The sequence below is a fragment of the Bradyrhizobium paxllaeri genome, from assembly GCF_001693515.2.
In the GTDB taxonomy this organism is placed as follows: domain Bacteria; phylum Pseudomonadota; class Alphaproteobacteria; order Rhizobiales; family Xanthobacteraceae; genus Bradyrhizobium; species Bradyrhizobium paxllaeri.
The window spans coordinates 7,409,537-7,433,855 of sequence record NZ_CP042968.1 but is presented as its reverse complement, the minus strand read 5'-3'; the positions used below and the strand labels follow the sequence as shown (position 1 = coordinate 7,433,855).

The 24,319-nt window shown below is 63.3% G+C and carries 23 protein-coding genes and 1 tRNA gene; 15 read left to right on the top strand and 9 right to left on the bottom strand.

The window, feature by feature from the left end; all coding sequences use genetic code 11:
- Positions 1 to 388 precede the first annotated feature (388 nt).
- Positions 389 to 1,081 (top strand): sigma-70 family RNA polymerase sigma factor, encoded by a 693-nt coding sequence (locus tag LMTR21_RS35605; RefSeq protein WP_065752144.1) that lies wholly within the window; start codon positions 389 to 391, stop codon positions 1,079 to 1,081.
- Between the two features lie 180 nt (positions 1,082 to 1,261).
- On the opposite strand, the gene LMTR21_RS35600 is transcribed toward LMTR21_RS35605, so the two are convergent.
- Positions 1,262 to 1,346, bottom strand: a tRNA-Leu gene (locus tag LMTR21_RS35600).
- 168 nt (positions 1,347 to 1,514) lie between these two features.
- Here LMTR21_RS35600 and LMTR21_RS35595 point away from each other — a divergent pair.
- Positions 1,515 to 2,057, top strand: coding sequence for a disulfide bond formation protein B (locus tag LMTR21_RS35595; protein ID WP_065752143.1), 543 nt, complete (start codon positions 1,515 to 1,517; stop codon positions 2,055 to 2,057).
- An 824-nt stretch (positions 2,058 to 2,881) separates the two neighbouring features.
- Here LMTR21_RS35595 and LMTR21_RS35590 read toward each other — a convergent pair.
- From LMTR21_RS35590 to LMTR21_RS35580, 3 genes are all read right to left on the bottom strand, one after another.
- On the bottom strand, positions 2,882 to 3,328 hold the full coding sequence (locus LMTR21_RS35590; protein ID WP_065752142.1) for a hypothetical protein: 447 nt from the start codon (positions 3,326 to 3,328) through the stop codon (positions 2,882 to 2,884).
- A 105-nt stretch (positions 3,329 to 3,433) separates the two neighbouring features.
- Positions 3,434 to 3,793: an ElaB/YgaM/YqjD family protein gene (locus LMTR21_RS35585; RefSeq protein ID WP_057862569.1), complete on the bottom strand. Its 360-nt coding sequence runs from the start codon at positions 3,791 to 3,793 to the stop codon at positions 3,434 to 3,436.
- A gap of 66 nt (positions 3,794 to 3,859) precedes the next feature.
- Positions 3,860 to 4,993, bottom strand: coding sequence for an AI-2E family transporter (locus LMTR21_RS35580; protein ID WP_065752297.1), 1,134 nt, complete (start codon positions 4,991 to 4,993; stop codon positions 3,860 to 3,862).
- Positions 4,994 to 5,257: 264 nt separating this feature from the next.
- Between LMTR21_RS35580 and LMTR21_RS35575 the strand changes: the two genes are divergently transcribed.
- Together LMTR21_RS35575 and LMTR21_RS35570 are read left to right on the top strand one after the other, a co-directional pair.
- The gene (locus LMTR21_RS35575) at positions 5,258 to 6,028 is read left to right on the top strand and encodes a L,D-transpeptidase (RefSeq protein WP_065752141.1); all 771 of its coding nucleotides are present in this window, start codon (positions 5,258 to 5,260) and stop codon (positions 6,026 to 6,028) included.
- 34 nt (positions 6,029 to 6,062) lie between these two features.
- Positions 6,063 to 6,707, top strand: a complete 645-nt coding sequence (locus LMTR21_RS35570; RefSeq protein ID WP_065752140.1) for a DUF2865 domain-containing protein — start codon at positions 6,063 to 6,065, stop codon at positions 6,705 to 6,707.
- A gap of 44 nt (positions 6,708 to 6,751) precedes the next feature.
- Here the strand turns inward: LMTR21_RS35570 and LMTR21_RS35565 are convergent, their stop codons facing one another.
- Positions 6,752 to 8,845 carry a methyl-accepting chemotaxis protein gene (locus LMTR21_RS35565; protein ID WP_065752139.1) on the bottom strand — a complete coding sequence of 698 codons (2,094 nt, stop codon included), beginning with the start codon at positions 8,843 to 8,845 and terminating at the stop codon, positions 6,752 to 6,754.
- A gap of 201 nt (positions 8,846 to 9,046) precedes the next feature.
- Here LMTR21_RS35565 and LMTR21_RS35560 point away from each other — a divergent pair, with 201 nt between their 5' ends.
- On the top strand, positions 9,047 to 9,199 hold the full coding sequence (locus LMTR21_RS35560; protein WP_141688227.1) for a Thivi_2564 family membrane protein: 153 nt from the start codon (positions 9,047 to 9,049) through the stop codon (positions 9,197 to 9,199).
- A gap of 85 nt (positions 9,200 to 9,284) precedes the next feature.
- Here LMTR21_RS35560 and LMTR21_RS35555 read toward each other — a convergent pair whose 3' ends face one another.
- From LMTR21_RS35555 to cysD, 4 genes are all read right to left on the bottom strand, one after another.
- Entirely contained in the window at positions 9,285 to 9,485 is a 201-nt protein-coding gene (locus LMTR21_RS35555) for a CsbD family protein (protein WP_057837434.1), read from the bottom strand.
- An 86-nt stretch (positions 9,486 to 9,571) separates the two neighbouring features.
- Complete coding sequence (locus LMTR21_RS35550; protein WP_065752138.1) at positions 9,572 to 11,734, bottom strand: malate synthase G; 2,163 nt, start codon at positions 11,732 to 11,734, stop codon at positions 9,572 to 9,574.
- Between the two features lie 132 nt (positions 11,735 to 11,866).
- Positions 11,867 to 13,783 carry an adenylyl-sulfate kinase gene (gene cysC, locus LMTR21_RS35545; RefSeq protein ID WP_065752137.1) on the bottom strand — a complete coding sequence of 639 codons (1,917 nt, stop codon included), beginning with the start codon at positions 13,781 to 13,783 and terminating at the stop codon, positions 11,867 to 11,869.
- A 24-nt stretch (positions 13,784 to 13,807) separates the two neighbouring features.
- Positions 13,808 to 14,602 (bottom strand): sulfate adenylyltransferase subunit CysD, encoded by a 795-nt coding sequence (cysD, locus tag LMTR21_RS35540; RefSeq protein ID WP_065752296.1) that lies wholly within the window; start codon positions 14,600 to 14,602, stop codon positions 13,808 to 13,810.
- A gap of 255 nt (positions 14,603 to 14,857) precedes the next feature.
- Between cysD and cysG the strand changes: the two genes are divergently transcribed.
- From cysG to LMTR21_RS35490, 10 genes are all read left to right on the top strand, one after another.
- Positions 14,858 to 16,294: a siroheme synthase CysG gene (gene cysG, locus LMTR21_RS35535; protein ID WP_065752136.1), complete on the top strand. Its 1,437-nt coding sequence runs from the start codon at positions 14,858 to 14,860 to the stop codon at positions 16,292 to 16,294.
- The gene (locus LMTR21_RS35530; protein WP_065752135.1) at positions 16,291 to 16,605 is read left to right on the top strand and encodes a DUF2849 domain-containing protein; all 315 of its coding nucleotides are present in this window, start codon (positions 16,291 to 16,293) and stop codon (positions 16,603 to 16,605) included. The genes cysG and LMTR21_RS35530 overlap by 4 nt, the downstream gene beginning before the upstream one ends.
- 12 nt (positions 16,606 to 16,617) lie before the next feature.
- Positions 16,618 to 18,273, top strand: a complete 1,656-nt coding sequence (locus tag LMTR21_RS35525) for a nitrite/sulfite reductase (RefSeq protein ID WP_057862577.1) — start codon at positions 16,618 to 16,620, stop codon at positions 18,271 to 18,273.
- A complete protein-coding gene (locus tag LMTR21_RS35520; protein WP_065752134.1) occupies positions 18,260 to 18,775 on the top strand; it encodes a DUF934 domain-containing protein in 516 nt (171 codons plus the stop codon). The genes LMTR21_RS35525 and LMTR21_RS35520 overlap by 14 nt, the downstream gene beginning before the upstream one ends.
- Before the next feature lie 5 nt (positions 18,776 to 18,780).
- A complete protein-coding gene (locus LMTR21_RS35515; RefSeq protein ID WP_246175959.1) occupies positions 18,781 to 19,503 on the top strand; it encodes a phosphoadenylyl-sulfate reductase in 723 nt (240 codons plus the stop codon).
- Positions 19,504 to 19,641: 138 nt separating this feature from the next.
- Positions 19,642 to 20,631 carry a sulfate ABC transporter substrate-binding protein gene (locus LMTR21_RS35510; RefSeq protein ID WP_065752295.1) on the top strand — a complete coding sequence of 330 codons (990 nt, stop codon included), beginning with the start codon at positions 19,642 to 19,644 and terminating at the stop codon, positions 20,629 to 20,631.
- A gap of 90 nt (positions 20,632 to 20,721) precedes the next feature.
- Positions 20,722 to 21,507 (top strand): sulfate ABC transporter permease subunit CysT, encoded by a 786-nt coding sequence (cysT, locus tag LMTR21_RS35505; protein WP_065752132.1) that lies wholly within the window; start codon positions 20,722 to 20,724, stop codon positions 21,505 to 21,507.
- 106 nt (positions 21,508 to 21,613) lie between these two features.
- The gene (gene cysW, locus LMTR21_RS35500) at positions 21,614 to 22,498 is read left to right on the top strand and encodes a sulfate ABC transporter permease subunit CysW (protein WP_065752294.1); all 885 of its coding nucleotides are present in this window, start codon (positions 21,614 to 21,616) and stop codon (positions 22,496 to 22,498) included.
- On the top strand, positions 22,495 to 23,544 hold the full coding sequence (locus LMTR21_RS35495) for a sulfate/molybdate ABC transporter ATP-binding protein (protein WP_065752131.1): 1,050 nt from the start codon (positions 22,495 to 22,497) through the stop codon (positions 23,542 to 23,544). The genes cysW and LMTR21_RS35495 overlap by 4 nt, the downstream gene beginning before the upstream one ends.
- Before the next feature lie 141 nt (positions 23,545 to 23,685).
- Positions 23,686 to 24,222 (top strand): CAP domain-containing protein, encoded by a 537-nt coding sequence (locus tag LMTR21_RS35490; RefSeq protein ID WP_065752130.1) that lies wholly within the window; start codon positions 23,686 to 23,688, stop codon positions 24,220 to 24,222.
- Positions 24,223 to 24,319 lie beyond the last annotated feature (97 nt).

Sequence of the window (24,319 nt, the reverse complement as noted above, 5' to 3'; positions counted from 1 at the left end):
TCCGTAATGGGAATCGTCGTTTTGCGTGTTGCAGCCGACATTCTCTGAGCGAGTAAAGAGTGCGTAGTCCATCGCGCGTTGTAGTTCGATCGAAGCTGTCGCGTATCAGAACTTGACCCCGCGCGTGTCTTGAAGGTGGAAGGGCCTACTCGCCCGGAGTACTACCGCCCCGCAGTTATACGGGTGCCTTCGTCTTCGAGAATTGTGCAGAGTGTCTTGGCGAATTCGCCGGCAAGGCGACGTTAACCTTTCGCCGCCTTTGTCTATCGCGATGCGGCATTGGCCACACCGTCATGGTGATATATATTGTTACGGTATCGAGCTGGGGTGAACGAACTAAGGCCGGGGGCGCGGGGTTTAACATTGGGGACAGGCTGAGGACTGCCCAATGCGAAGTATCACCGTTGTGATTGCGGATCGGCATCCCGTGGTTTTGAAGGGCTTGAGCAACGTGCTCGGGGCCCACTCCGATTTCAGGATTGTTGCATCTTGCACAGATGGTCCGGGCTCTGTCGAAGCAATTCGGAATCTGGCGCCGGACATAGCCGTTCTCGATGGCTCGTTGCCTGGCGTGACCGGTCCGGAGATTCTCTCCATCGTAAACATCGAGAATCGTTCCACGCGCTTCGTCTTCTTCATCTCATCTGAAGTGGAACGCGAACTGGTCATGTCAGCCGGGGCCGACGGTTACAGTTTCATCTCGAAGGACGTGACCCCTGAAATTCTCGTGCAGTCGTTGCGCCAGGTTGCGGGAGGCCGGCGGCTGTTGCCGCTGCCCCCAGCCGATCAGGCGGCACTTCGGGAGCAAAGCGCGATCACGGAGAACGCACTCGCTGTGCTGACGGAGCGGGAGCGCCAGATCATGCGGTTGGTGTCCGAAGGACTGTCGAACAAGGAAATTGGCCGACGCCTGAACATCAGTAACGGCACCATCAAGGTGCATCTTCATCACATCTTTCAGAAGCTTGAAATCAGCAACCGCACGGTACTGGCCGCCATTGCGATCTCGCAGGATGACGGTGCGGGTCTTGCCCCGGAAAATGAATCGTCGCGGATTCGTCGTGGCTTGCAACAAACGTAGGGCAAGACTGGAATATCGCAGCACGAACGGGATTCACGTCGACACCGGAAGTCTGAATCCGCGCTTGTTGGCCAGGCGCACTCACGTGCAAAACACGCTGATCGTTTTCCGTCCGTTGAGGCCCGGTCCGCCCTGCGGTTCTCGATGGCCGCGCCACGCGTAGCCCGCAAGGGCGAAGCGTGGTGCCCCTGGCCGGAATCGAACCAGCACTCCTTGCGGAACTCGATTTTGAGTCGAGCGCGTCTACCAGTTCCGCCACAGGGGCCTTCGGACACGGGCTGGAGGCCGGTGCGGCGAAGCCGGCGGAATATAGCGGGCGGCGCTTCCGGGTCAACCCGCGCGGATGTGATATTGACCTGTCTCGACAGGCTGGTGGCGCCGGGATAGGACGCTGTTGCCTGTTTGAGCACCAATTGTGCTCCGGAGAACGTCCGTGACATCAGCTGCCGCCCATTCACCGTCCGTGCGCCGTGCCGCCGACCCGGCGGTCGTGGCGGCACTGGCGTTGGCCGTGGTCGCCGCCGCCACGTTGGCGGGCGCCTGGTTCTTCCAGCTCGTGCTGGATATCCGCCCCTGTCCGCTGTGCCTCGAACAGCGCTATGCCTATTATCTGGCGGTCCCGCTCGGCCTCCTGGTGGCGTTTGCCGCCTCGCGCGGGGCACCGCGGCAGGTCGTGCTGGCCGGGTTTGCGGTGCTGCTGCTTGCAGCGCTCGCCAATGCCTGGCTCGGCGGCTATCACGCCGGCGTCGAATGGCAATTCTGGCAGGGCCCGACCGATTGCTCCGGCCCTGTGGCCGATCTCGGCAGCGCCGGCACGCTGCTGCAGCGGCTCGACACCGAGAAAGTGATCCGCTGCGACGAAGTGCAGTGGCGTTTCCTCGGCCTCTCGCTCGCCGGCTACAACGTGCTGATCTCGATGCTGATGGCGCTGATCGCCCTGTGGGGCATCGTCTCGGCGAAGCGGACGGCATCGTAGCTTCGTAGGGTGGGCAAAGGCGCGATAGCGCCGTGCCCACCGTCGATCACCGATCGTGCTGCTTGATGGTGGGCACGCTTCGCTTTGCCCACCCTACGAGGCTGCGGCAAATCACTTCTGATTTTCCGAAATCGTGTCAAGCCCGGAATTGAAAAATATTCCGCTTCCGTTCTCACCCAAATCAATCGCATAACTCCGCCCGTCTCACGGCAAGATGAGGGGCGTTGGCCATCGTCACGAACGCGCGGTGAGATGCGATGGACGCAAAGCGCGTCGGCGCGCAAGGTGGTTGCAGGGCGAGGTCGAACTCGTGAGCGGCCGACGGCGCGCAAGATGACGGCGCTCGTTGCGTACGGCAAAACCGTGTGGTCCTGACACCCGTGGCTGGTGCCAAGCTGACGGAGGTTTGCGAAGCCCAACCGGGTTTCGATGAGCCGCTAATCCGGCAGCGACGGAGGCCAGAGGAATTCGGCTCCGGGGAGATCACGGCATAAGCCGTCAACCCATTGCGCAGGGAAGGCCGGGATGCTCCCGCTGTACCTGTATGCTCGTGTGCGTCTCTTGCTATGCGCAACGGCACACGAGACCTCGGGTGCAGCAAGCATCCGGTCTTCCCTGCACTCTCTGATTGGAGAGGGCGGGCAAACAAGATGCAAACCTCGGGCAATTCATGTCGCGAGATCGCCGCCTCATATTCAGTCGTCGTCACCCGCGAATGCGGGTGATCCAGTATTCCAGAGACGCGAGTGATTGAATTGAAAAGCCGCGGCGTACTGGATCCCAGCATGCGCGGGGATGACAGTGGTGAGGTGCGTCGCTATCCGCTACTCCGCCGGCGCCTCGCTGTTGCTCGTGTTGGCGCGGCTTGCCAAAAATCCCAGCGCCAGTCCGCCGACGGCGAGAATCGGGATCAGCTTCTTGACGCCGATGGCGCGGATGACCTGGATGCCGGCCGCAACCAGCATCGGATCGGACAATACGGTCTGGGCGGTGGACTTCGCCACTTTCGCCGCCTGTTCGGCGCGCGCCTCGATCTGCCGCTTGCGGATCATATAGCTGCCGGCCGCGATCATCGCGACCACAAAGAAGATGGCGGCGCCGGTCAGGCAGGCCTGCACAGGGCCGTAATTCTGCAACACGAACACGAAAGCCGCCGCGCACAGAAACGCGGTCGTGACCAGCAATGCCATCGCTGCCGCTGCCGCCAACGTCGTCTGCCGCAACACCGTGGCGGTCGATTCCTTGAAATCATCGATAAATCGTTGAAACATGGCGCGCCTCGATCCGAAAAAAGCGTCAACAAAACAACCAGCATCTCGTCGCCGCCGTGGCGATGCAAAGGAACGGCTCTCCCGTGCGCGCCACCCTGCGCCGGATCACCTGCGCCAGGTCACGCCGATCAGAAAGCCGATACCCAGCGCCAGGGCGACGGTCGCCAGCGGACGCTGCGTGATGGCGTCCTCCAGCGTCTCCTCGATCGAGGACGCCGCGTCCTGGGCAGCACCCATCATCGCGCTGCCGCGCTCCGACATGTCCTCGACCGCCTGCTCCGCATTGGCGCGGGCCTGATTGTAGCCGCGCCGCGCCTGCTTGCCTGCGGTGCCGGCGAAACTGTTCAGCGCTTCGGTGATCTGCTCGGTCAGGGCTGCGATATCGTTTTTCACGGCGGTTACATCCTTTTCCAGGCGTTCGTAGGTCGCTTTGTCCGTCAGGTTTTTCATTGCGGCGTCAGACATCGAAAGCTCCCGGATATTGAATTGATCTACGGAACAAACGCTCCGTCGAAGGGGAAGTTCCTCGGCCTAGTCCTCCGGCAGTTGCGGCGCATCCGGCGGCATCAAGTGCTCTTTCAGGATCAGCGCCACGATCAGCAGGGGCGCAGACAGGAAGGCGCCCATCGGTCCCCACATCCAGGTCCAGAAGGCGAGCGCCAGGACCACGGCGAGCGCGTTCAGCGCCAGCCGCCGGCCGACGATCATGGGTGTCAGGAAATGACCTTCCAGGAAGGTCATCACGGCAAACAGCGCCGACGGCAACAAACCTGCACCGAGGGTCGGAAACGCAACCAGCCCAACCGCGACCAGCACGGCGAACATGGCAACCGGGCCGATGATTGGAATGAAGTTCAGGATCGCCGCCAGCGCGCCGAGACCTGCCGGGTTGGGCATGCCGGTCGCCGCGCAAATCAGCCCGGTGATGATGCCGACGCCGACATTGATGGTGGTCACCATCAAGAGGTAATTGCCGAGATGCTCCTCGATCTCATTGAGGATCCGCAACGCCCGCAGCCGCCACTCGCGCTCGCCGAAGTGCATGATCAGGGCGCGGCGAAGCTCCCGCCAGCTTGCGATGAACAGGATCAGGGTGGCGATGAACAGCAGGAATTCGGCAAAGGTCGGCGACAGGAATTCCAGCGTCGGCTGCACCCATTCGATTTTCGGCAATTGCAGCGTCGGCGTCGTCAGCGTGTCGGGGCCGCCGAGCATGCTCTGCAGCTGCTGCCACAGCGCGAGCGGCCGGTCGAATACATGCAGCTTCTCCTTCAGCTCCGCGCCGAGCTCCGGAAGCTTGGCGCTCCACTCCACCGCGGGCGAGGCGATCAGGCCGATCATGAAGGCGACCGCGGCGCTGCCGGCGGCGACGATCCCGACGGCTGCAACGGCGCGCGGAATGCGGTAACGCTCGAGGAAACTGGCCGCTGGCGACAGCATGGTGCCGACGATGAAGGCCATCGTAACCGGCAGAAAGAATGCCTTGGCAAGATAAAGCCCGGCGATGACGCAGATGATCAAGAGGCCGACGAGGGCGATCGCCACCACTTCCGTGCGGCGAATGACCGGCGGCAATTCGGCCTTGCTGTCCGGCACCGGCTCGCCCTCATGCGGAAGCTTGCGTTCTCCGGGCAGAGGTTTGGTCGGTGGGGATTTGGTAGCCAACGGCTTGGCGGGAGCGGGCTTGCCGGGCGCGGGTTTGGTGGGAGTGACGCTCACAATGGTTTTCCCTCGCCCGAAGCGGCGATGACACAGCAAAAGCAACGTCGCAAAACGGAACGCGGTCATAACGTGGCGCGCCGGCACGGGTTCCAAACGCGCGGGATGTGCGCGATGTCGCGCCGCACAGCCGCAGAGGAACCGCGGGCCTGTCGTTGCGTTTTGTTGGGCAGAGCATCCTGCGATGCATACATCCAGCGGGGCAGTCCCATGACACAGTCTTCCGAACGCCGGCCTTCGTCGCGCGTGGCAAGCGCGCTCGTCTTCGTCAGCGCACTGTTGACACCATTAGTGATTTCCAGTGCATCGAATGCGCAGGCGTTCGGCTACGCCTATGCCCAACCGAATGCATATCCCGCCGATGAGGTGATCGGATCCGACGAGGGCGCGACGCCCGAGCGGCTGCGCCGCGCCGTCGTCGCCTTTGGTACGACGGAGGCGCCGGGCACGATCATCATCGATACCGGCAACACCACACTTTATTATGTGCTCGGCCAGGGCCGGGCCATCCGGTATGGCGTCGGCGTCGGTCGCGAAGGCTTTACCTGGTCGGGGGTGCAGACCGTCAGCCGCAAGGCGGAATGGCCGGACTGGCATCCGCCCGCGCAGATGATCGCGCGCCAACCTTATCTGCCGCGCTTCATGGCCGGCGGTCCCGGCAATCCGCTCGGCGCGCGGGCGATGTATCTCGGCACCAGCCAATACCGCATTCACGGCACCAACGATCCCTCGACGATCGGAAAATTCGTCTCGTCGGGCTGCATCCGCCTGACCAATGAGGACATCACCGACCTGTTCAGCCGCGTCAATGTCGGAACGAAAGTCGTGGTGCTGCCGAAGAACGCGCCGGTGATGGCGCGGGGCGGAGATGCCAGGACCGGTATCACGGTTCGTTCGGCCGGCGCGCAGCCGCGGCCGCTCGCGATTGCGCCGCCGTCGGGGCGCCAGGCCGTGAACCTGACGGCGTCCCAGCTCAACTGAAATGGTGCGTTGCGTGCACGAGAGGAGAAGGTTGATGCGATTGGGAAAACTGGCAGCATGGGGGGTAGCCGCAGTGGTGTGCGCCTCAGTGCTGGCGCCTGCCGCGCAGGCCCAGGACTTCTTCTCGCAATTATTCGGCGGCTTCGGTCGCCAGCGCTACCAGCCCTATATCCAGATGCCGTTCCCCAATGAGGATGGCCGCGTCTACGCGCCGCGCGGGGAGGGACGGGCGAGGCAAGGCGGTGGCGGCAGCCAGGCCTATTGCGTGCGCACCTGCGACGGCCGTTATTTCCCGCTTCCGGCGTCCGACAATGCCAGCCGCGCCACGGCCTGCAACGGCTTCTGCCCGGCGAGCGAGACCAAGCTGTTCTACGGCAGCAGCATCGACGAGGCGACCGCCGACAACGGCAAGTCCTATTCGGAGCTGCCGAACGCATTTCGCTATCGCAACGAACTCGTCAGCGGCTGTACCTGCAACGGCAAGGACGCAGTCGGGCTGGCGCAGGTCAAGATCGAGGACGACCCGACGCTGCGCAAGGGCGACATCGTCGCCGGCGAAAACGGCCTGCTGGTCGCAGGCCGCAGCGGCGATAAGCGCGGCGCCGAGTTGAATTTTTCACCGGCCTCCAAAAAGGTCCGCGCCAAATACGGCCGCGTGCCGGTCGTAGCGAGGGAGTGATCGCCGGTCGTCATGACCGGACTTCACCCGGACGTGGCAAGCGGTCAAGCCGCGCGGATCTTGCCGAGGAATTCGGTGACCTGATTGCCGAGGTGCTGGCTCTGCGTCTCCAGCGTCTGGGATGCGTGCTTCACATCCTCGGCAGCGGCGGCCGCCGCGTCCGCATCGGCCTTCACGCCGTTGATGTTGTCGGACACGTTCTTGGTGCCCTGCGCGGCAAACTGCGTCGAGCGCGTGATTTCCTGCGTCGCGGCGCCCTGCTGCTGCACGGCGGCGGCGATCGCGGTCGCGACCTCGTTGACCTCGCAGATGATGCTGCCGATGCCCTTGATGGCGTCGATGGCTTCGCCGGCAACCCGCTGGATGTCCGAAATCTGCTCGGAAATCTCCTCGGTCGCCTTCGCGGTCTGGCTCGCCAGTGATTTGACTTCGGAGGCGACCACCGCAAAGCCGCGGCCGGCCTCACCGGCGCGCGCGGCCTCGATGGTGGCGTTGAGCGCGAGCAGGTTGGTCTGCGCGGCGATGGTGTTGATCAGGCCGATGACTTCGCCGATCCGTCCCGCCGATTGGGCAAGCCCCTGCACGGTGCCGTCGGTGTCGCGCGCCTGGCCGACCGCGCGGCTGGCAATGCTTGCCGCGTGCGCCGCCTGCTGGCTGATGTCGTTGATCGAGACGCTCAGCTCTTCGGAAGCGGCCGCAACCGTCTCGACGCTCATCGAGGCCTCGCCGGAAGCTTTCTCGGCGACCTGCACGCGCTCGTTGGTCTGGCGCGAAATCGTCGACAGGCCGGACGAGGTGGTCCGCGTCTGGCCGGAAGCATCGCCGAGCTGGTTGAGCGTCTGGCGCACCATGCCCTCGAACTCGCCGACATAGCTCTCGATCGCCTGTTGCCGCGCCATGGCGCCGGCGTTGCGCTCGCGCTCCTGTGCCTCGATCCGGGCCTTGTCGGCGGCCTGCTGTTTGAAGGTCTCCAGCGCGCCGGCCAGCGCGCCGATTTCGTCGTGGCGCGCGGCGTAGCCCGTATCGACGTGGAGGTCGCCGGCGGCGACCTTCAGCATGGCGTCGCGCATGCTGTGCAACGGCTTGATGGCGCGACGGACGACGATGACCTGGGCGCCGAAGGCCAGTGCGAGTGCGCCGATCAGCAGTGCGAGCTGCATCGAAAGCGAACGCCGGGCGCTGGCATATAGATGCGCGGCATGATCCTTGGCGGCGTCAAGCGCGGCTTCGGCCACGTTGACGGCGGCGGAGAGGCGCCCGACCGTGACCGGGGTCCACTGGTTGGCGCTGAGTTCGGTTTTCTCGCCGGCCACAATCTGCGTCAGCAGCCGGTCGCGCAGCGCGAGATAGGACGGCTCGAAATAGGCGGTCTTGGTCGCGGCGATCGCGCTCGAGATCGCCGGCGGCAACGGCATGCCCGAGGCGGTCAATTCCAGCGCGGTCCACGCGGCGTCGATGCCGCCGGCATATTTCGTATAGGCAAGCCTCGCCTCCGGCGCGACCTTTCCGGCGCTGAGGCCGGTCGAGACGATCAGCGAGGCTTCGCCCGCGGTGTTGCGCAGCAGCCAGGCGATCTGCTTGATCGCCAGCAACTGGTCGATCGTCGCGTCCTGATGGTTGACGGCGGCGCTAAGCGCCCCGGACAGCTTTTCCAGCGTTTCCAGCATGGCGCTGGCGGCAGCAAAGTATTCCTTGGCCAGTTCGGGCCGGCGCTGTGCCTTCGGCTTGGCCATCGCGTCCCAGAATTCCTTCTGCAGCGCCGTCATCGTCTTGAACAGACGGTCGAAATCGGGAACGAGCGTTTGCGCTTGCGCGAATTCCACGCTGCCGAGCAGGCCGAGCGCGTTGCTCATCGCCGGCATTTCGGTATCGCGGATATTGCGCAGATATTTTTCGATATCGGCGTCCATCGGCGCATCGGAATTCAGCAGCCGGTTGGTGGTAGAGCGATCGGTACGCAGATTGTGCATCGCCTTGAACATGCTCGCGGAGGCGTCAGCGATGACAGCTATGCGGCTCGCCGCCTGCAAGCGACCCCAGGAATTCCAGGCATTGAGCGAAAATCCGACCACCACGCAGAAGGAGGTGACGAGGATGACGGTCTTCAGCAGCGCGGATACGGTCAGACGATTCAACATGATGCTCCCCCCAAGACGCCCGGTCATTTGGGGGAAAACGGTAAATGGTTTGGCCAGTGATATCCGCGTAGAAATACGAGGATCCTTGAAAAGATTGCGATTTTCCGGGCGGCGGACAGTTCCCTCGCTTGGAACTCGCCGCTCTCATTCACGTTAACAAAGTACTACCAGCGCACTCATATGAGCGCCGAAGGGGGCCACATGCTTGTCAGTATCCTCATCACGTTTCTGGTTGTTATCCTCGTCCTCTATCTCATCAACCTCCTGCCGCTCGACAGCCGCGCCAAGCAGATCGCCCGCGTCGTGGTGATCATTCTCGGCGTGATCTCGCTGTTGAGATACATCACAGTTTAAGCTGTGTGCGGCCGACTTGCCGCAGCGGGACGTCGCAACGAAAAAGCCCCGGCATCGAGCCGGGGCTTTCATTTCGAATACAGTTTTACTTCAAGGTGCTGAACCAGTCGTCCACGTCCTTGCGGATCTGGTCCTTGGCAAAGCCGTAGCGCTGCTGCAGCTTGCCTTCGAGTTGCTCGCGGCGACCTTCGATAACGTTGAGATCGTCATCGGTGAGCTTGCCCCACTTCTCCTTGGCGGAACCCTTGAACTGTTTCCAGTTGCCTTCAACCCTGTTCCAATCCATCGCCTTCTCCTTCCGTGTTGGGATGGCGATCAACGGACAAATGGCTCAGGCGTTCCTCGCGATCGATGCGGCATCGTGGCCGCTGATTACACCGCCGCCTTGGCTTCGCGGCGGCGCGCGGTGAGGATGTATTCGGTGTAGCCGTTCGGTTGCTCGCGCCCCTTGAAGACGAGATCGCAGGCGGCCTGGAACGCCACGCCGTCGAACGCAGGCGCCATCGGCTTGTAGAGCGGATCGCCGGCGTTCTGCTTGTCGACGACGACCGCCATGCGCTTCAGCGATTCCGTCACCTGGTCCTTGCTGACAACGCCATGCGCCAGCCAGTTCGCCAGATGCTGGCTGGAAATGCGCAACGTGGCGCGATCTTCCATCAGGCCGACGTCGTGAATATCGGGCACCTTGGAACAGCCGACACCCTGGTCGATCCAGCGCACGACATAACCGAGGATGCCCTGGCAATTGTTGTCGATCTCCTGCTTCACGTCATCGGGCGCCCAGTTCGACTGCGACACCGGAATGGTCAGGATGTCGGCGAGCTTTGCGCGCTGGCCGCCCTTGGCGAGTTCCTGCTGGCGCGCGATCACGTTGACCTGGTGGTAGTGCAGCGCGTGCAGCGTGGCCGCGGTCGGCGACGGCACCCAGGCGGTGGTAGCGCCAGCCTGCGGATGGCCAAGCTTCTGCGTGAGCATGTCGGCCATCTTGTCAGGCGCGGCCCACATGCCCTTGCCGATCTGGGCATGGCCGGGCAGGCCGTCGATCAGGCCCATATCGACGTTCCAGTCTTCGTACGCCTTGATCCAGGGCTGCGCCTTCATGTCGTTCTTGCGGATCATCGGCCCCGCTTCCATCGAGGTATGGATCTCGTCGCCGGTGCGGTCGAGGAAGCCGGTGTTGATGAAGCAAATGCGCTTCGATGCATTCTGGATGCAGGCCTTGAGGTTGACCGTGGTGCGGCGCTCCTCGTCCATGATGCCGACCTTCATGGTGTTTTCCGGCAACCCGAGAAGCTTCTCGACGTCGCCGAACAGATCGCAGGTCAGCGCGACTTCGTCGGGGCCGTGCATCTTCGGCTTGACGATATAGACCGAGCCAGTGCGGCTGTTCTTGGTCTTCGAGGAGCCCTTGAGATCGTGGATCGCGAGCAGGCCGGCCACCGCTGCATCGAGCAGGCCCTCCGGAATCTCCTCGCCCTTCTCATCGAGCACGGCGTCGGTGAACATGTGATGGCCGACATTGCGCATCAACAAGAGGCTGCGACCATGCAGCGTGATGTCCTTGCCATCAGGCGTCTTGTAGGTGCGGTCGGGGTTGAGCGAGCGCTTGAGCGTCTTGCCGCCCTTTTCGAAATCGGCCGAGAGCGTGCCGTCCATCAGGCCGAGCGTGTTGCGATAGACCAGCACCTTGTCTTCGGCATCGACAGCGGCGACCGAGTCTTCCATGTCGAGAATGGTCGAGACCGCCGATTCCAGGATCATGTCGGCAACGCCGGCCGGATCGTCCTTGCCGATCACGTGGTTGCGGTCGATCTTCACTTCGACATGCATGCCGTTGTTGACCAGCAGCACCGCGCTCGGTGACGCGGCGTCGCCCTGGAAGCCGGCGAACTGCGCGGCCGTTTTCAGCGCGGTGGCATTGCCGCTCTTCAGCTTCACCGCAAGCTGGCCGGCGATGACGCTGTAGGATGTCACGTCGGTATGGCTGCCGGTCGCGAGCGGCACGGCGGCGTCAAGGAACGCCTTGGCCTTGGCGATCACCTTGTCGCCGCGCGCCTTGTTGTAGCCCTTGCCGCCTTCGCTGGGATCATGCGGGATTGCGTCGGTGCCGTAGAAGGCATCATAGAGCGAGCCCCAGCGCGCATTCGCTGCGTTCAAGGCGTAGCGGGCATTGGTCAGAGGAACGACGAGCTGCGGTCCGCAGATCTTGCCGATCTCCTCGTCGACATTTGCGGTCTCGACCTTCTGCGTGGCCGGCTCGGGCAGCAGATAGCCGATCTCCTTCAGGAACGCCGTATAGGCGGCCATGTCGAACGCCTTGCCCTTGTGGGTGCGATGCCAGCCGTCGATCTTGGCCTGCAGCGCGTCGCGGAAGGCGAGCAGCTCGCGATTCTTCGGCCCCAGCTTCTTGATGATGGCGGCGACACCGGCCCAGAACGCGTCGGGTGAAATCCCGGTTTTGGGGGTCGCCTCCTTGGCGATGAAATCGAACAGGACAGGGGCGATCTTCAATCCGTGGGCATCGACACGCTTCATGATGGGCTTTCTCAAAAAGAAATGGCGTTTGCAGGCTGTTTTCAGGCCAAAACAGCAAAAAACGCGCCAAAGGGGCGGCGTTGGCCGCCCTTTTAGCCCTAAAGCCGGGTCGATGAGAAGAGCCTAAAAGTCCTAGATATTGGCCGCCAGATCCACCAGCTCGTCGAACAAAATGCCGGTTTCGCCCAGCATCCGCTCGATCTCCTCCGTTGCGTCCGCAACCGAGCGAACCGAGGTATCGATCCGTAGCTCGCAGGCGGTCGGCGGCTGGTAATCATTGGTGATCCCGGTGAACGACGGCAGCGCGCCGGAACGCGCCTTGGCGTAGTGACCCTTGGGATCGCGGCTCTCGCACACCTCGGCAGGTGCGGCGACATGCACTTCGCGGAACATGGTGTCGGCGATGCGGCGCGCCGCGGCGCGGTCCGCGATCGCAGGCGAAACCGCGGCGACAATCGCGACATGGCCGTTACGCGCCAGATGGGTCGCGACCTCGGCCAGACGGCGAATGTTTTCGCTGCGATCCTGCGGCGAGAAGCCAAGATCGTTATTGAGCCCGGCGCGCAGGGTATCACCATCCAGCAGGATCGGCGAGCCGCCGCGCGAGAACAGCCGGCGCTCCAGCGCGCGGGCGAGCGTGGATTTGCCTGAGCCCGGCAGGCCGGTCAGCCAGATCACCGCGCCGTTGTGGTGGTAACGCGCCGAGCGCTCTTCGGGACGCAGCGCGGATTCGACCGGCACGATGTCGATCGGAACGGCGCGCTGTCCAGCGTCGACCGATAGTACCAGACCACCGCCGGCGATGCGGCCATTGACTTCGATCACCAGCCGGCCGGTGCGTGGATTTTCCTGATAGGGATCGGCCGCGATCGGCTGCGCCAGCGAGATATCGATTTCGCCGACATGATTGCGCGCGATCGCCTTGGTCTCCTCGTTGGAGAGCTCGCCGGGATCGACCGCTTTTTCGATTGCGACCACACTGGCGCGGGTTTCCCGCGTGCCGAGGCGGATCAGGATCTGATCACCCTTCGACAGTGGCTTGTCGTGCAGCCAGAAAATCCGCGCGCGAATTCGCCTTGTGTCGCGCGGCGTCGCGCCGGCGTGCGCAATGACATCGCCGCGTTCGATGAACAATTCGCGGTCGAGCGTGATGCCGACCGAGCGGCCGGCGCCGTGGCTGCCCGTCAGCGGCGTCACCGGCCAGCTCTCGACGGATTTGATCTTCGCAATCTTGCCAGCGGGCATGATGACGATTTCGTCGCCGGTAGCGAGATGGCCGGACTCGATGCGGCCCGCCACGATGCGGCGGTCGTCGAACTTGTAGATCGCCTGCACCGGCAGGCGCAGCGCGAGCTGTTCCAGCGGCCGTGCCGGTTCGAGGGCATCGAGCGCCTCGACCACGGTCGGTCCCTGATACCAGCCGATCCTCGGCGTGTGCTCGGCAACGCCGTCACCATCGCGCGCGGAAATCGGAATGATCGCCGTTGGCGTTACGCCGAGGCCGATCAGATGCGCGGAAATCTCGTCGCTGATCTCCTTGAAACGATCAGCGCCGAAGTCCACGCGGTCCATCTTGTTGACGACAACCGCGACCTGCTTGATGCCCAGAAGATGCAGCAGATAGCCGTGCCGCCTTGTCTGGTCGCGCACGCCTTCCAGCGCGTCGATGATCAGCACGGCGCCGTCGGCCTGCGAGGCGCCGGTGATCATGTTGCGGAGGAATTCGGCGTGGCCGGGCGCGTCGATCAGCACGACGTCGCGCGAGCGGGTGCGGAAGCGGATCTGCGTGGTGTCGATGGTGATGCCCTGGTCGCGCTCGGTCTGCAGAGCATCGAGCAGGAACGACCATTCGAACGGCATGCCGCGCCGCGCGCTGACCGCCTTCAGCATCTCCAGCTTGCCCTCGGGCAGGCTGCCGGTCTCGTGCAGCAGGCGGCCGACAAGGGTGGATTTGCCGTGATCGACATGGCCGACGATGACGATGCGGACCTGCGGGCGCGTGGTGCCGTTCGGGGTTGCCGAAACGCTGGCGGGAAGGATCATGTTCATAGCGACGCTCACACCAGGTGTCCGTTAGAGATAGCCGGCGACGCGCAGCCGCTCGAAAGCATCTTCGGTTTCATGATCCAGCGCGCGGCCGGCGCGCTCCGGCACCTTGGTGCCGTCGAGTTCGGCGAGGATCTCGTCGATGTTGGAGGCAGCCGAAGCCACCGGATTGGTGATGTCCTGGTCGCCCAGCGAGCGATACCGCTTGCCGTCCTTCGACAGATACAGCGGGATGATCGGAATGTTTTCGCGCTTGGTGTAGGCCCAGATGTCGGCCTCGGTCCAATGCAGGATCGGATGAACGCGAAGATGTGCGCCTTGCGGCACTGAAGCGTTGAACTGGTCCCAGAACTCCGGGGGCTGGTCGCGCACGTCCCAGCCGCCTTCGAGCCCGCGCGGCGAGAATACGCGCTCCTTGGCGCGGGTGGCTTCCTCGTCGCGGCGGATGCCGGCGATCAGGCCATCGAAGCCGTATTTGTTAAGCGCCCACTTCAGCCCTTCGGTCTTGCGGGCGGCGGACCGCGCGGCCGGCGGCAAGGTCGGATCGACGGCATCGATCGGCGGGCAGGGCTCTACCTTGAGATCGAGGTCCCACTCCTTCCCGAAGCGGTCGCGGAATGCATACATCTCCGGAAATTTCTTGCCGGTATCGACATGGAGCGCCGGAAACGGCACGCGGCCGAAGAAGGCCTTGCGCGCCAGCCAGATCATGACGTTGGAGTCTTTACCGAGCGACCACAGCAGCGCGAGCTTCTTCAGCCGCGCGAACGCTTCGCGCAGAATGTAGATGCTCTGCGCCTCGAGCTCGTCGAGATGGTCCATCGAGGGCGGCGGCAGCATCTCGCCGGGAAAAATTTTCGGCACAGAAGATGCTTCATGCAGGGCTGCGGACTGCAACCTGCGTCCGCTGGATTCAGGGTTGAGAAGATGCATCTCTGGGCCTTGGACTTGGGAGTGGAAAAATTCTAAAGTTGCGCCGCAATAGAGAAGAAATAATTTTCTCTTTGTGGCTCTTGATCGAGACATAAATAGAAAATAATTTCAGTCAACCCCCCAATTGGGGAAAGCGAGTGTCTGATGCGCTATCTGCCTGTGTTCCTGGATTTGCAAAGCGGCAAGGTGTTGCTCGTTGGGGCGGGTGACCTCGTGCGCGCAAAATTGCGCCTGCTGATTTCGGCGGGCGCGCAGGTCCGCTGGTATGCGACCGACGGCAATCATGATCTGGCTGGCCTCGACCCCAATGACGCCGCGCGGATAGAGCTGGCTTCCGGCGATCCGCTGTCAGCTGATCTCTCCGGCATCATCGCAATCCTCTGTGCCGGCGCCGGCGACATCGGCGTAGCGATGTCGGTGCGTGCGAAGGCGGTCGGGCTGCCCGTCAACGTGATGGACGACCTTGCGCATTCCACCTTCATCTTTCCGGCGATCGTCGATCGCGGCGACGTCGTCGTTGCCGTCGGCACCGGCGGTGCGTCGCCGGTGGTCGCACGCCGCGTGCGCGAGCGCATCGAAGCGGTGCTGCCGGCGCGCATCGGCGATCTCGCCGCCTTCATCGGCAGCTTCCGCAAATCCATGCATGCGCGCATTCCCGAATTTTCGTTGCGCCGCCGTTTCTGGGAGCGCGTGATCGACGGTCCTATCGGCGCACTGGTGCTCGCGGGCCGCAAGGCCGAGGCCGAAAAGGCGCTGAACGAAATCACCGATCCTTCCGCGTTTGCCGGCGCGAACCAGGATGGCAAGGCCGAGGGCCGGGTGACGCTGGTCGGCGCAGGGCCGGGCGATCCCGATCTGCTCACCATCAAGGCACTGCGGGCGCTGCAGGATGCCGACGTCGTTTTCTATGACGAGCTGGTGTCGCCGGAGGTTCTCGACCGTATCCGCCGCGACGCCTCGCGCATTCCGGTCGGCCGCCGCGTCGGCAAGCCCGGCATCGGCCAGGATGCGATCAACAAATTGCTGATTGAGGCTGCGAAGGCCGGACAGCGCGCGGTGCGGCTGAAGGGCGGAGATCCCTTCATCTTCGGCCGCGGCGGCGAGGAAATCGAAGTGCTGCGCGCAGCCGGCGTCGCCTATTCGGTGGTGCCGGGCATTACCGCCGGCCTCGGCGCCGCTGCGCAATTCGAGGCGCCGCTGACCTATCGCCACGAAGCGCTGCGCATCACCTTCCTAACCGCGCACAAGGCCAAGGACGCCGAGACCGTCGACTGGTCGGTGCTGACAGACAAGAAGATGACCATCGTGGTCTATATGGGCATGACCGCTGCGCCCTCGGTGCGCGCTGGCCTGCTGGCCGCCGGCCGGTTGCCGCAAACGCCGGTCGGCGTGTTCGCGCGGGTGACGCGGCCGGATGCGCAGGCCGTGGTCGGCACGCTGGAGAATCTTCCGGCGCTGGTCGAAAAAATCGATGGCGGTCCCGCCATCCTCATCATCGGCGACGTCGTCGCGCATTCCGCGCCGTGGCGTCAGTCAAACCTCAACCAAGTCATCTCCAAACTGCTGGAAGCTGCCGAATGACCTCTCCGCTCGAACAGAAGAAAATCAGAATCACGGGACCGTCGGTGGTGACCGCCAACCGCACCTGGGATGGCGCCGTGGTCTACCGGACCGCAGATCGGGGCTGGTCGACGGCGCTGGCCGATGCCGCGATCGTCGGCACCTCCGATGACGCGCGCGCGTTGCTTGCCGAAGGCGTCGCCGATGACGTCGGCGCGGTCGGCGCCTATATCGCGCCGGTCGAAGTCAAAGAGGGCGGGGTGGTCGAGCCCGGCAACCTCCGTGAACATATCCGGTCGAAGGGCCTCACCATCGACCTTCTTCCGGCCTGAGGCTGATCCATCATGTATGCATATGACGAACTCGATCGCACGCTCATCAACGAGCGGGTTTCGGAATTCCGCGATCAGGTGAAGCGCCGCCTCTCCGGCGAGCTGACCGAGGACGAATTCAAGATCCTGCGGCTGCAGAATGGCGTGTACCTGCAATTGCACGCCTACATGTTCCGCGTCGCGATCCCCTATGGCACGCTGTCGTCGAAGCAATTGCGCCGGCTTGCGCATGTCGCCCGCCGCTACGACCGTGGCTACGGCCATTTCACCACGCGGCAGAACATCCAGTTCAACTGGATCAAGCTTGCCGAGCTTCCGGATGCGCTGGCCGAGCTCGCCGACGTCGGCATCCACGCGATGCAGACCTCCGGCAACAACATGCGCAACGTCACCTCGGATCAGTGGGCCGGCGTCGCGCCCGGCGAGGTCGAGGACCCGCGCATCTGGTCGGAGATCCTGCGCCAGCACACCACGCTGCATCCGGAGTTCTCGTTCCTGCCGCGCAAGTTCAAGATCGCGATCACCGCATCGGAACACGACCGCGCCGCGATCAAGATCCACGACATTGGCTTGCGCCTGCACAAGAACGCCGACGGCGAAACCGGTTTCGAGGTGCTGGTCGGCGGTGGCCTCGGCCGCACGCCGTTCATCGCCAAGACCATCAAGCCGTTCGTGCACGGCCGCGACATCCTGAGCTATGTCGAGGCGATCCTGCGCGTCTACAACCAGTATGGCCGCCGCGACAACATCTACAAGGCCCGCATCAAGATCCTCGTCCACGAGCTCGGCATCGAGAAATTCGCGCGTGAGGTCGAGGAGGAATGGAAGCTGATGGGCGATGTCGGGCTGACGCTCGATCATTCCGCGATCGAGGAGGTGCGTTCGCGCTTCTCCTATCCGGCTTACGAAAAGTTGCCGCACATGCCGGACGAACTGAAGCAGGCCGCGGCTGATCCCTTGTTCGAGCGCTGGCGCAAGAACTCGGTCGCGCCGCACAAGGTGCAGGGCTATTCGATCGTGACGCTGTCGCTGAAGCCGGTGGGTGGCCCGCCCGGCGACGCCACCGCCGACCAGATGGATGCGGTCGCCGATCTCGCCGACAAATATTCGTTCGGCGAAATTCGCGTCGGCCACGAGCAGAATTTGGCGCTGCCGCATGTCGCCAAGCGCGACCTGCCGCAGTTGTGGAGGGCGCTGGATAGGCTCGGGCTCGCCACGCCGAACGTCAACCTCGTTACCGACATCATCGCCTGCCCGGGGCTGGATTACTGCTCGCTGGCCAATGCGCGCTCGATCCCGATTGCGCAGGAACTGACGCGGCGTTTCGCCAACCACGACACCGCCGACATGATCGGCCGGCTGCACATCAACATCTCCGGCTGCATCAATGCCTGCGGCCATCACCATGTCGGCCATATCGGCATTCTCGGCGTCGAGAAGAACGGCGAGGAGTTTTACCAGATCACGATCGGCGGCCGCGCCGACGAGAACGCGCAGATGGGCGTCTTGATCGGCCCGGCCGTTCCCTATGCGGAAGTTGCCGACGTGATCGAAGACATTGTCGAAGCCTATCTCGCGCTGCGCGACCGTCCCGAGGAACTGTTCGTCGATACGGTGAAGCGCCTGGGCGTCGAGCCATTCAAGGAGCGGGTCTATGCCACTCGTTAAGCAGGGAAGAATTATCACCGATCTGTTCGTCCATGTTGCCGACGGCGCTGAATTGCCGGGCGATGGGGCGATCCTGATTTCAGCGGCGCGGTTTCTCGAGGATCCAGAAGCCATTCTGAAGCGCGCCGGCAAGACCGGCGTGATCTGGCCGAACAGTCGCGCCGTCGATGATCTCGTGCCCTATCTCGAACGGCTTGCTGCCGTGGCGCTGGTGTTCCCGACCTTCCGCGACGGCCGCGCCTACAGCCAGGCGCGCCTCCTGCGCGAACGCCACGGCTATGATGGCGAGTTGCGCGCCACCGGCCAGATCCTGCGCGATCAGTTCGTGTTCATGACGCGCGCCGGCTTCGACGCGTTCGAGGTCAAGAAGGATGCCGACGCCGATGCCTTCGCCGAGACCATGAAGCGCTATTCGGTGTTCTATCAGCCGACCGGCGACGGCCGCGTCACCGCGCTCAATCGGCGGATGCAATTGCGTCATTCGGAGAGTGCGGGACAGTGACCACGATCTCATCGCACGCGCTCGCCACGGAGCCGACGATCCTTCATTCGGCGCAGACGCTCGACCATGCCTTGCGCGACGCTTCGCCGGCGCAGGTCGTTGAAACCGCGCTGAAGACCGTCGGCCGTGAGCAGCTTGCGCTGGTGTCGTCGTTCGGTACGGAATCGGCGGCGCTGCTCAAGGTGATGGCCGATGTCGATCCCGCGATTCCCGTGATCTTCCTCGATACCGGTTGGCTGTTCGAGGAGACGCTGGCCTATCGCGACACGTTGATCGCTGCGCTTGGCCTTCGCGATGTCCGCTCGATCAAGCCGCTGGATGAAGCGCTCTCGCGCCAGGATCCCGATCGCGAATTGTGGTTTACCGATCCGGACGCCTGCTGCCGCATCCGCAAGGTGGAGCCGCTGGCGCGGGCGCTCAAGCCGTTCTCGGCCTGGATCAACGGGCGCAAGCGTTTTCAGGGCGGTGCGCGTGCCGAGATTCCCGTCGTCGAGGAAGACGGCGCGCGGCTGAAATTCAATCCGTTTGCCAACGTGTCGCGCGAAGAGATCGAGGCGATCTACAAGCTCGGCAAGCTGCCGCCGCATCCGCTGGTCGCCTCCGGCTATCTCTCGGTCGGCTGCATGCCGTGCTCGAGCCGGGCTGCGGCGGACGAGGACGCGCGTGCGGGCCGCTGGCGCGGCAGAGCCAAGACGGAATGCGGTATCCACACGACGAAAACTTCGTAAAGCCCGGTTCTGATAGGACAATGAACCTGCGGAACCAAAAACTATGAAACGCGGTTTCATTGACTAGGCGACCTTTCGTCGCGACTTATGCGCTTCCGCTTTGATGATATGTTTCATCGAGCCGAATGGAGATCAATGATGATCCGTCGCATTCTGCCGCTGGTTGCCGGATTGCTCTGGGCGAGTTCGGCCTTCGCCGCCGACGTTACGCTGCTCAACGTGTCCTACGATCCGACGCGTGAGCTCTATGCCGATTTCAACAAGGCGTTCGTCGCGGCCTATCAAAAGGAAACCGGCAAGAGCGTCGAGATCAAGCAGTCGCATGGCGGCTCGGGCTCGCAGGCGCGATCGGTGATCGACGGCCTGCAGGCGGATGTCGTGACGCTGGCACTGGCCTATGACATCGATGCCATCGCCGCCAAGGGCCTGGTGGCGCTGGATTGGCAGAAGCGTCTGACGCTCAATTCCTCGCCCTATACCTCGACGATCGTTTTTCTGGTCCGCAAGGGCAACCCCAAGGCCGTCAAGGACTGGGACGATCTGGTCAAGCCCGGCGTGCAGGTGATCACGCCGAACCCGAAGACCTCGGGCGGCGCACGCTGGAATTACCTCGCAGCGTGGGGCTTTGCGGAAAAGAAATTCGGTTCGGCTGACAAGGCAAAGAAGTTCGTCGGCGACCTCTTCAAGAACGTGCCCGTGCTGGATACCGGCGCGCGCGGCTCGACGGTGACCTTCGTCGAGCGCGGCGTCGGCGACGTGCTGCTGGCGTGGGAGAACGAGGCGTTCCTGGCGCAGCGCGAATTCGGCAAGGACAAGTTCGAGATCGTGGCGCCGCCGCTGTCGATCCTCGCCGAGCCGCCGGTATCTGTCGTCGACAAGGTTGCCGACAAGAAGGGCACCCGCGCCGTCGCCGAGGCCTATCTGAAGTATTGGTATACCAAGGAAGGTCAGGAAATTGCCGCACGGAATTCCTATCGTCCGCGCGATTCGGAAATTGCGAAGGAGTACGAAAAATCCTTCGCCAAGGTCGAACTTTTCACGATCGACGACGTTTTTGGTGGTTGGACCAAGGCGCAGAAAGATCACTTCGGCGAAGGCGGCATTTTCGACCAGATTTACAAGAATTGATCTGGCGAACGGGCAGCCGGAGCGGAAGCAGGGGGATATGTGAGCACAGCGGTCGCGCGGCGAAGCAGCTTGCCCGGGTTTGGTCTCACCATGGGACTGACCCTGACCTGGCTTTCCGTCATCATCCTCATTCCACTCGCCGGCCTGTTTCTCAAGACGCTCGACCTCTCGCTGGCACAGTTCTGGGAAATCCTCACCAGCCGCCGCACCTTGAACGCGCTGAGGATTTCGTTCGGCCTTTCCTTTGCGGCGGCCTGCGTCAATCTGGTGATGGGCACGATCATCGTGTGGGCGCTGGTGCGCTACCGCTTTCCCGGGCGGCGGCTGTTCGATGCCATCGTCGATATTCCCTTTGCGCTGCCGACCGCGGTGGCGGGCGTCGCGCTGACGCAATTGTTTGCACAGAAGGGCTGGCTCGGTGCGCCCTTGGCTGAGCTCGGCATCAAGGTCGCCTTCACGCCGATCGGTATTTTCATTGCGATGGTCTTCATCGGTATTCCCTTCGTGGTGCGCACGGTGCAGCCGGTCCTGATCGATCTCGATCCCGAGATCGAGGAAGCGGCCGCAAGCCTCGGCGCCAACCGCTGGCACACTGTGTTCAGGGTGATCATGCCAAGCCTGATTCCGGCGCTGCTGACCGGCTTCGCGCTGGCGTTCGCGCGCGCCGTCGGTGAATACGGCTCGGTGATCTTCATCGCGGGCAATCTTCCGAACGTATCGGAGATCGCGCCGCTCTTGATCGTGATCCGGCTTTCCGAATTCCGATATGCCGATGCGACGGCGATTGCCGTCGTCATGCTGCTGGCTGCGTTCGTGATCATCTTCGCCGTCAATCGCCTGCAACGCTGGGCGCAAACCCGCGTCCCCGCGCATTGAGGGTCTGGAGATGTCGACGCAAACGACCTTTGTGACGCCAGCGACCCGGTTGCAGGCCTACAGCTCCACGGCAGATCTCGCCATCTCCCCGCCGTCCGGACGCGACATGAGCACCCGTGCGCGCGCGACGGCTGCCTCCAAGGATCTGCGGAGCGAACTCGGGCCGATCCGCTTCATCATCATTGCGCTCGCGGTTTCCTTCCTCACGATCTTCGTCGTGCTGCCGCTGGTGGTAGTGTTCGCATCGGCCTTTTCCAAGGGCATTAGCGCCTATTTCGCAGCGCTCGCCGAGCCGGAGGCGCTTTCGGCGATCAGGCTGACGCTGCTGGTGGCGGCGATTTCGGTCGGGCTCAATCTGGTGTTCGGGGTGATCGCCGCCTGGGCGATCGCCAAGTTCGAATTCCCCGGCAAGACCTTCCTGATCACGCTGATCGATCTGCCGTTCTCGGTCAGCCCTGTCATTTCGGGTCTGGTCTTCGTGCTGCTGTTCGGCGCTCAGGGCTATTGGGGCACGTGGCTGCAGGCGCACAATGTCCAGATCCTGTTTGCCGTGCCCGGTATCGCGCTGGCGACCATCTTCGTGACGTTTCCCTTCGTGGCCCGCTCGCTCATTCCCCTGATGCAGGAGCAGGGCACGCAGGAGGAAGAGGCGGCGATCTCGCTGGGAGCGTCAGGTCTGCAGACCTTCTTCCGCGTCACTCTGCCCAATATCAAATGGGGCCTGCTCTATGGCGTATTGCTGTGCAATGCGCGCGCCATGGGCGAGTTCGGCGCAGTGTCGGTGGTCTCGGGCCATATTCGCGGCGAGACCAACACCATGCCGCTGCTGGTCGAGATCCTCTATAATGAATATCAATTCGTGGCGTCGTTTGCGATTGCTTCGCTGCTGGCGATGCTGGCCCTGATTACCCTGGTCGTGAAGACCGTTCTCGAACAGCGTCTGGACGAAGGACAACCCCCAAGGGACGAGTTAAGGGACGAGCCAAAGTGACCATTGAAGTCAAAAACATCGTCAAGAAATTCGGCTCGTTTGCCGCGCTCGACAATGTCGATCTGAAAGTCGGCAAGGGCGAATTGCTGGCGCTGCTCGGCCCATCCGGTTCGGGCAAGACCACGCTGCTGCGCATCATCGCAGGCCTTGACTGGCCGGATGCCGGCGAGGTGACGATCGACGGCGAGGACGCACTGGGACACGGCGCCAGCGAACGTCATGTCGGCTTCGTGTTTCAGCACTACGCGCTGTTCCGCCACATGACGGTGTTCGAGAACGTCGCCTTCGGCCTGCGCGTACAGCCGCGCGCCGTGCGCAAGGACGAAGCCACGATCCGCGCCCGCGTCAAGGAATTGCTCGACCTCGTGCAGCTCGATTGGCTGGCCAACCGCTATCCGAGTCAGCTCTCCGGCGGCCAGCGCCAGCGCATTGCGCTGGCCCGCGCGCTCGCGATCGAGCCGCGTATCCTCCTGCTCGACGAGCCGTTCGGCGCGTTGGATGCCAAGGTGCGAAAAGAGCTGCGGCAATGGCTGCGCTCGCTGCACAACGAGATCCACGTCACCTCGATCTTCGTCACCCACGATCAGGAAGAAGCGCTCGAAGTCGCCAACCGCGTGGTGGTGATGGACAAGGGCCGCATCGAGCAGATCGGCTCGCCCGGCGAGGTCTATGACAATCCGGCCACTGCCTTCGTCCACGGCTTCATCGGCGAGTCCATCGTGCTGCCGGTGGAGGTGAGCGGCGGCTCGGTGCGGCTCGGCGACCGGCCGCTCAACATCGCCGCCGATGGCGCGGTCTCCGGCGCCTCAAAGCTGTTCGTTCGCCGCCACGACATGCAGATCGGCCCGGCCGGAACCGGCTCGCTGGAGGGCGCCGTGCGCCATGTCCGCTCGTTCGGCCCGATCCAGCGGGCGGAGGTGGCGTTGACGGGCGGCGAGGGCAAGACCGTGATCGAGATCGACGCCCCCCGGGACCGGGAACTGCAGGCCGGCGAGATCATCGGCCTTCAGCCCCGCCGCTACCGGATCTTTGCCGCGCAGGATTGATCTGTCATTCCGGGGCGCGAAGCGAACTATGGTGCGCCCTTGCGCACCTGAGAATCTCGAGATTCCGGGTCTGGTGCTGGCGCACCATCCCGGAATGACGGTCAGATTAAGCCCCCCGTTCACCATTCAGCCACGGTTGGTATGCAACAACGGCCGTCCAACCTTGGGGGATTCCTTTCCGTGAAACGGGCGACCACCGCCATTATCGGGCTTTTGCTGCTTGCCGGCTGCTCGGCAGACGTCAAAATCCCGGATCAGCCGGCCATGTATCTCGATATGGCTCAACCCGGCGCCACGCTCGATCCGGTCGCCGCGGCGGTCATGATCTCGCAATACCGCCAGAATAACGGCCTCGGCGCCGTGGTGGTCGATCCCGAGCTGACCAAGCTCGCCCAGCAGCAGTCGCAGGCGATGGCGGCCCGCAACAAGATGGACCACAACGTAAAGGGCCCGCTGGAGAAGCGGCTGGGGGCCTCCGGCTATCCGGCGACGACAGCGGTCGAAAATGTCTCGGCTGGCTATCACACCCTGGCGGAGGCCTTCTCCGGCTGGCGCGACTCTCCGCCGCACAAGGCGAACATGCTCAAGAACGGTGTCACAAAATTGGGCATTGCGGCGAGCTATGCTCCCAACACCAAATACAAGGTGTTCTGGACGCTCATTCTGGCGTCGACCTGAGGCGCGATAAAGCAGGCGTGATCCTTGCTTGGAACCCGCCTGATTGACGTCGTCGCGAACTGCCGCCACGGTGCCGCGTCTTTGTCAGCCATCTGAC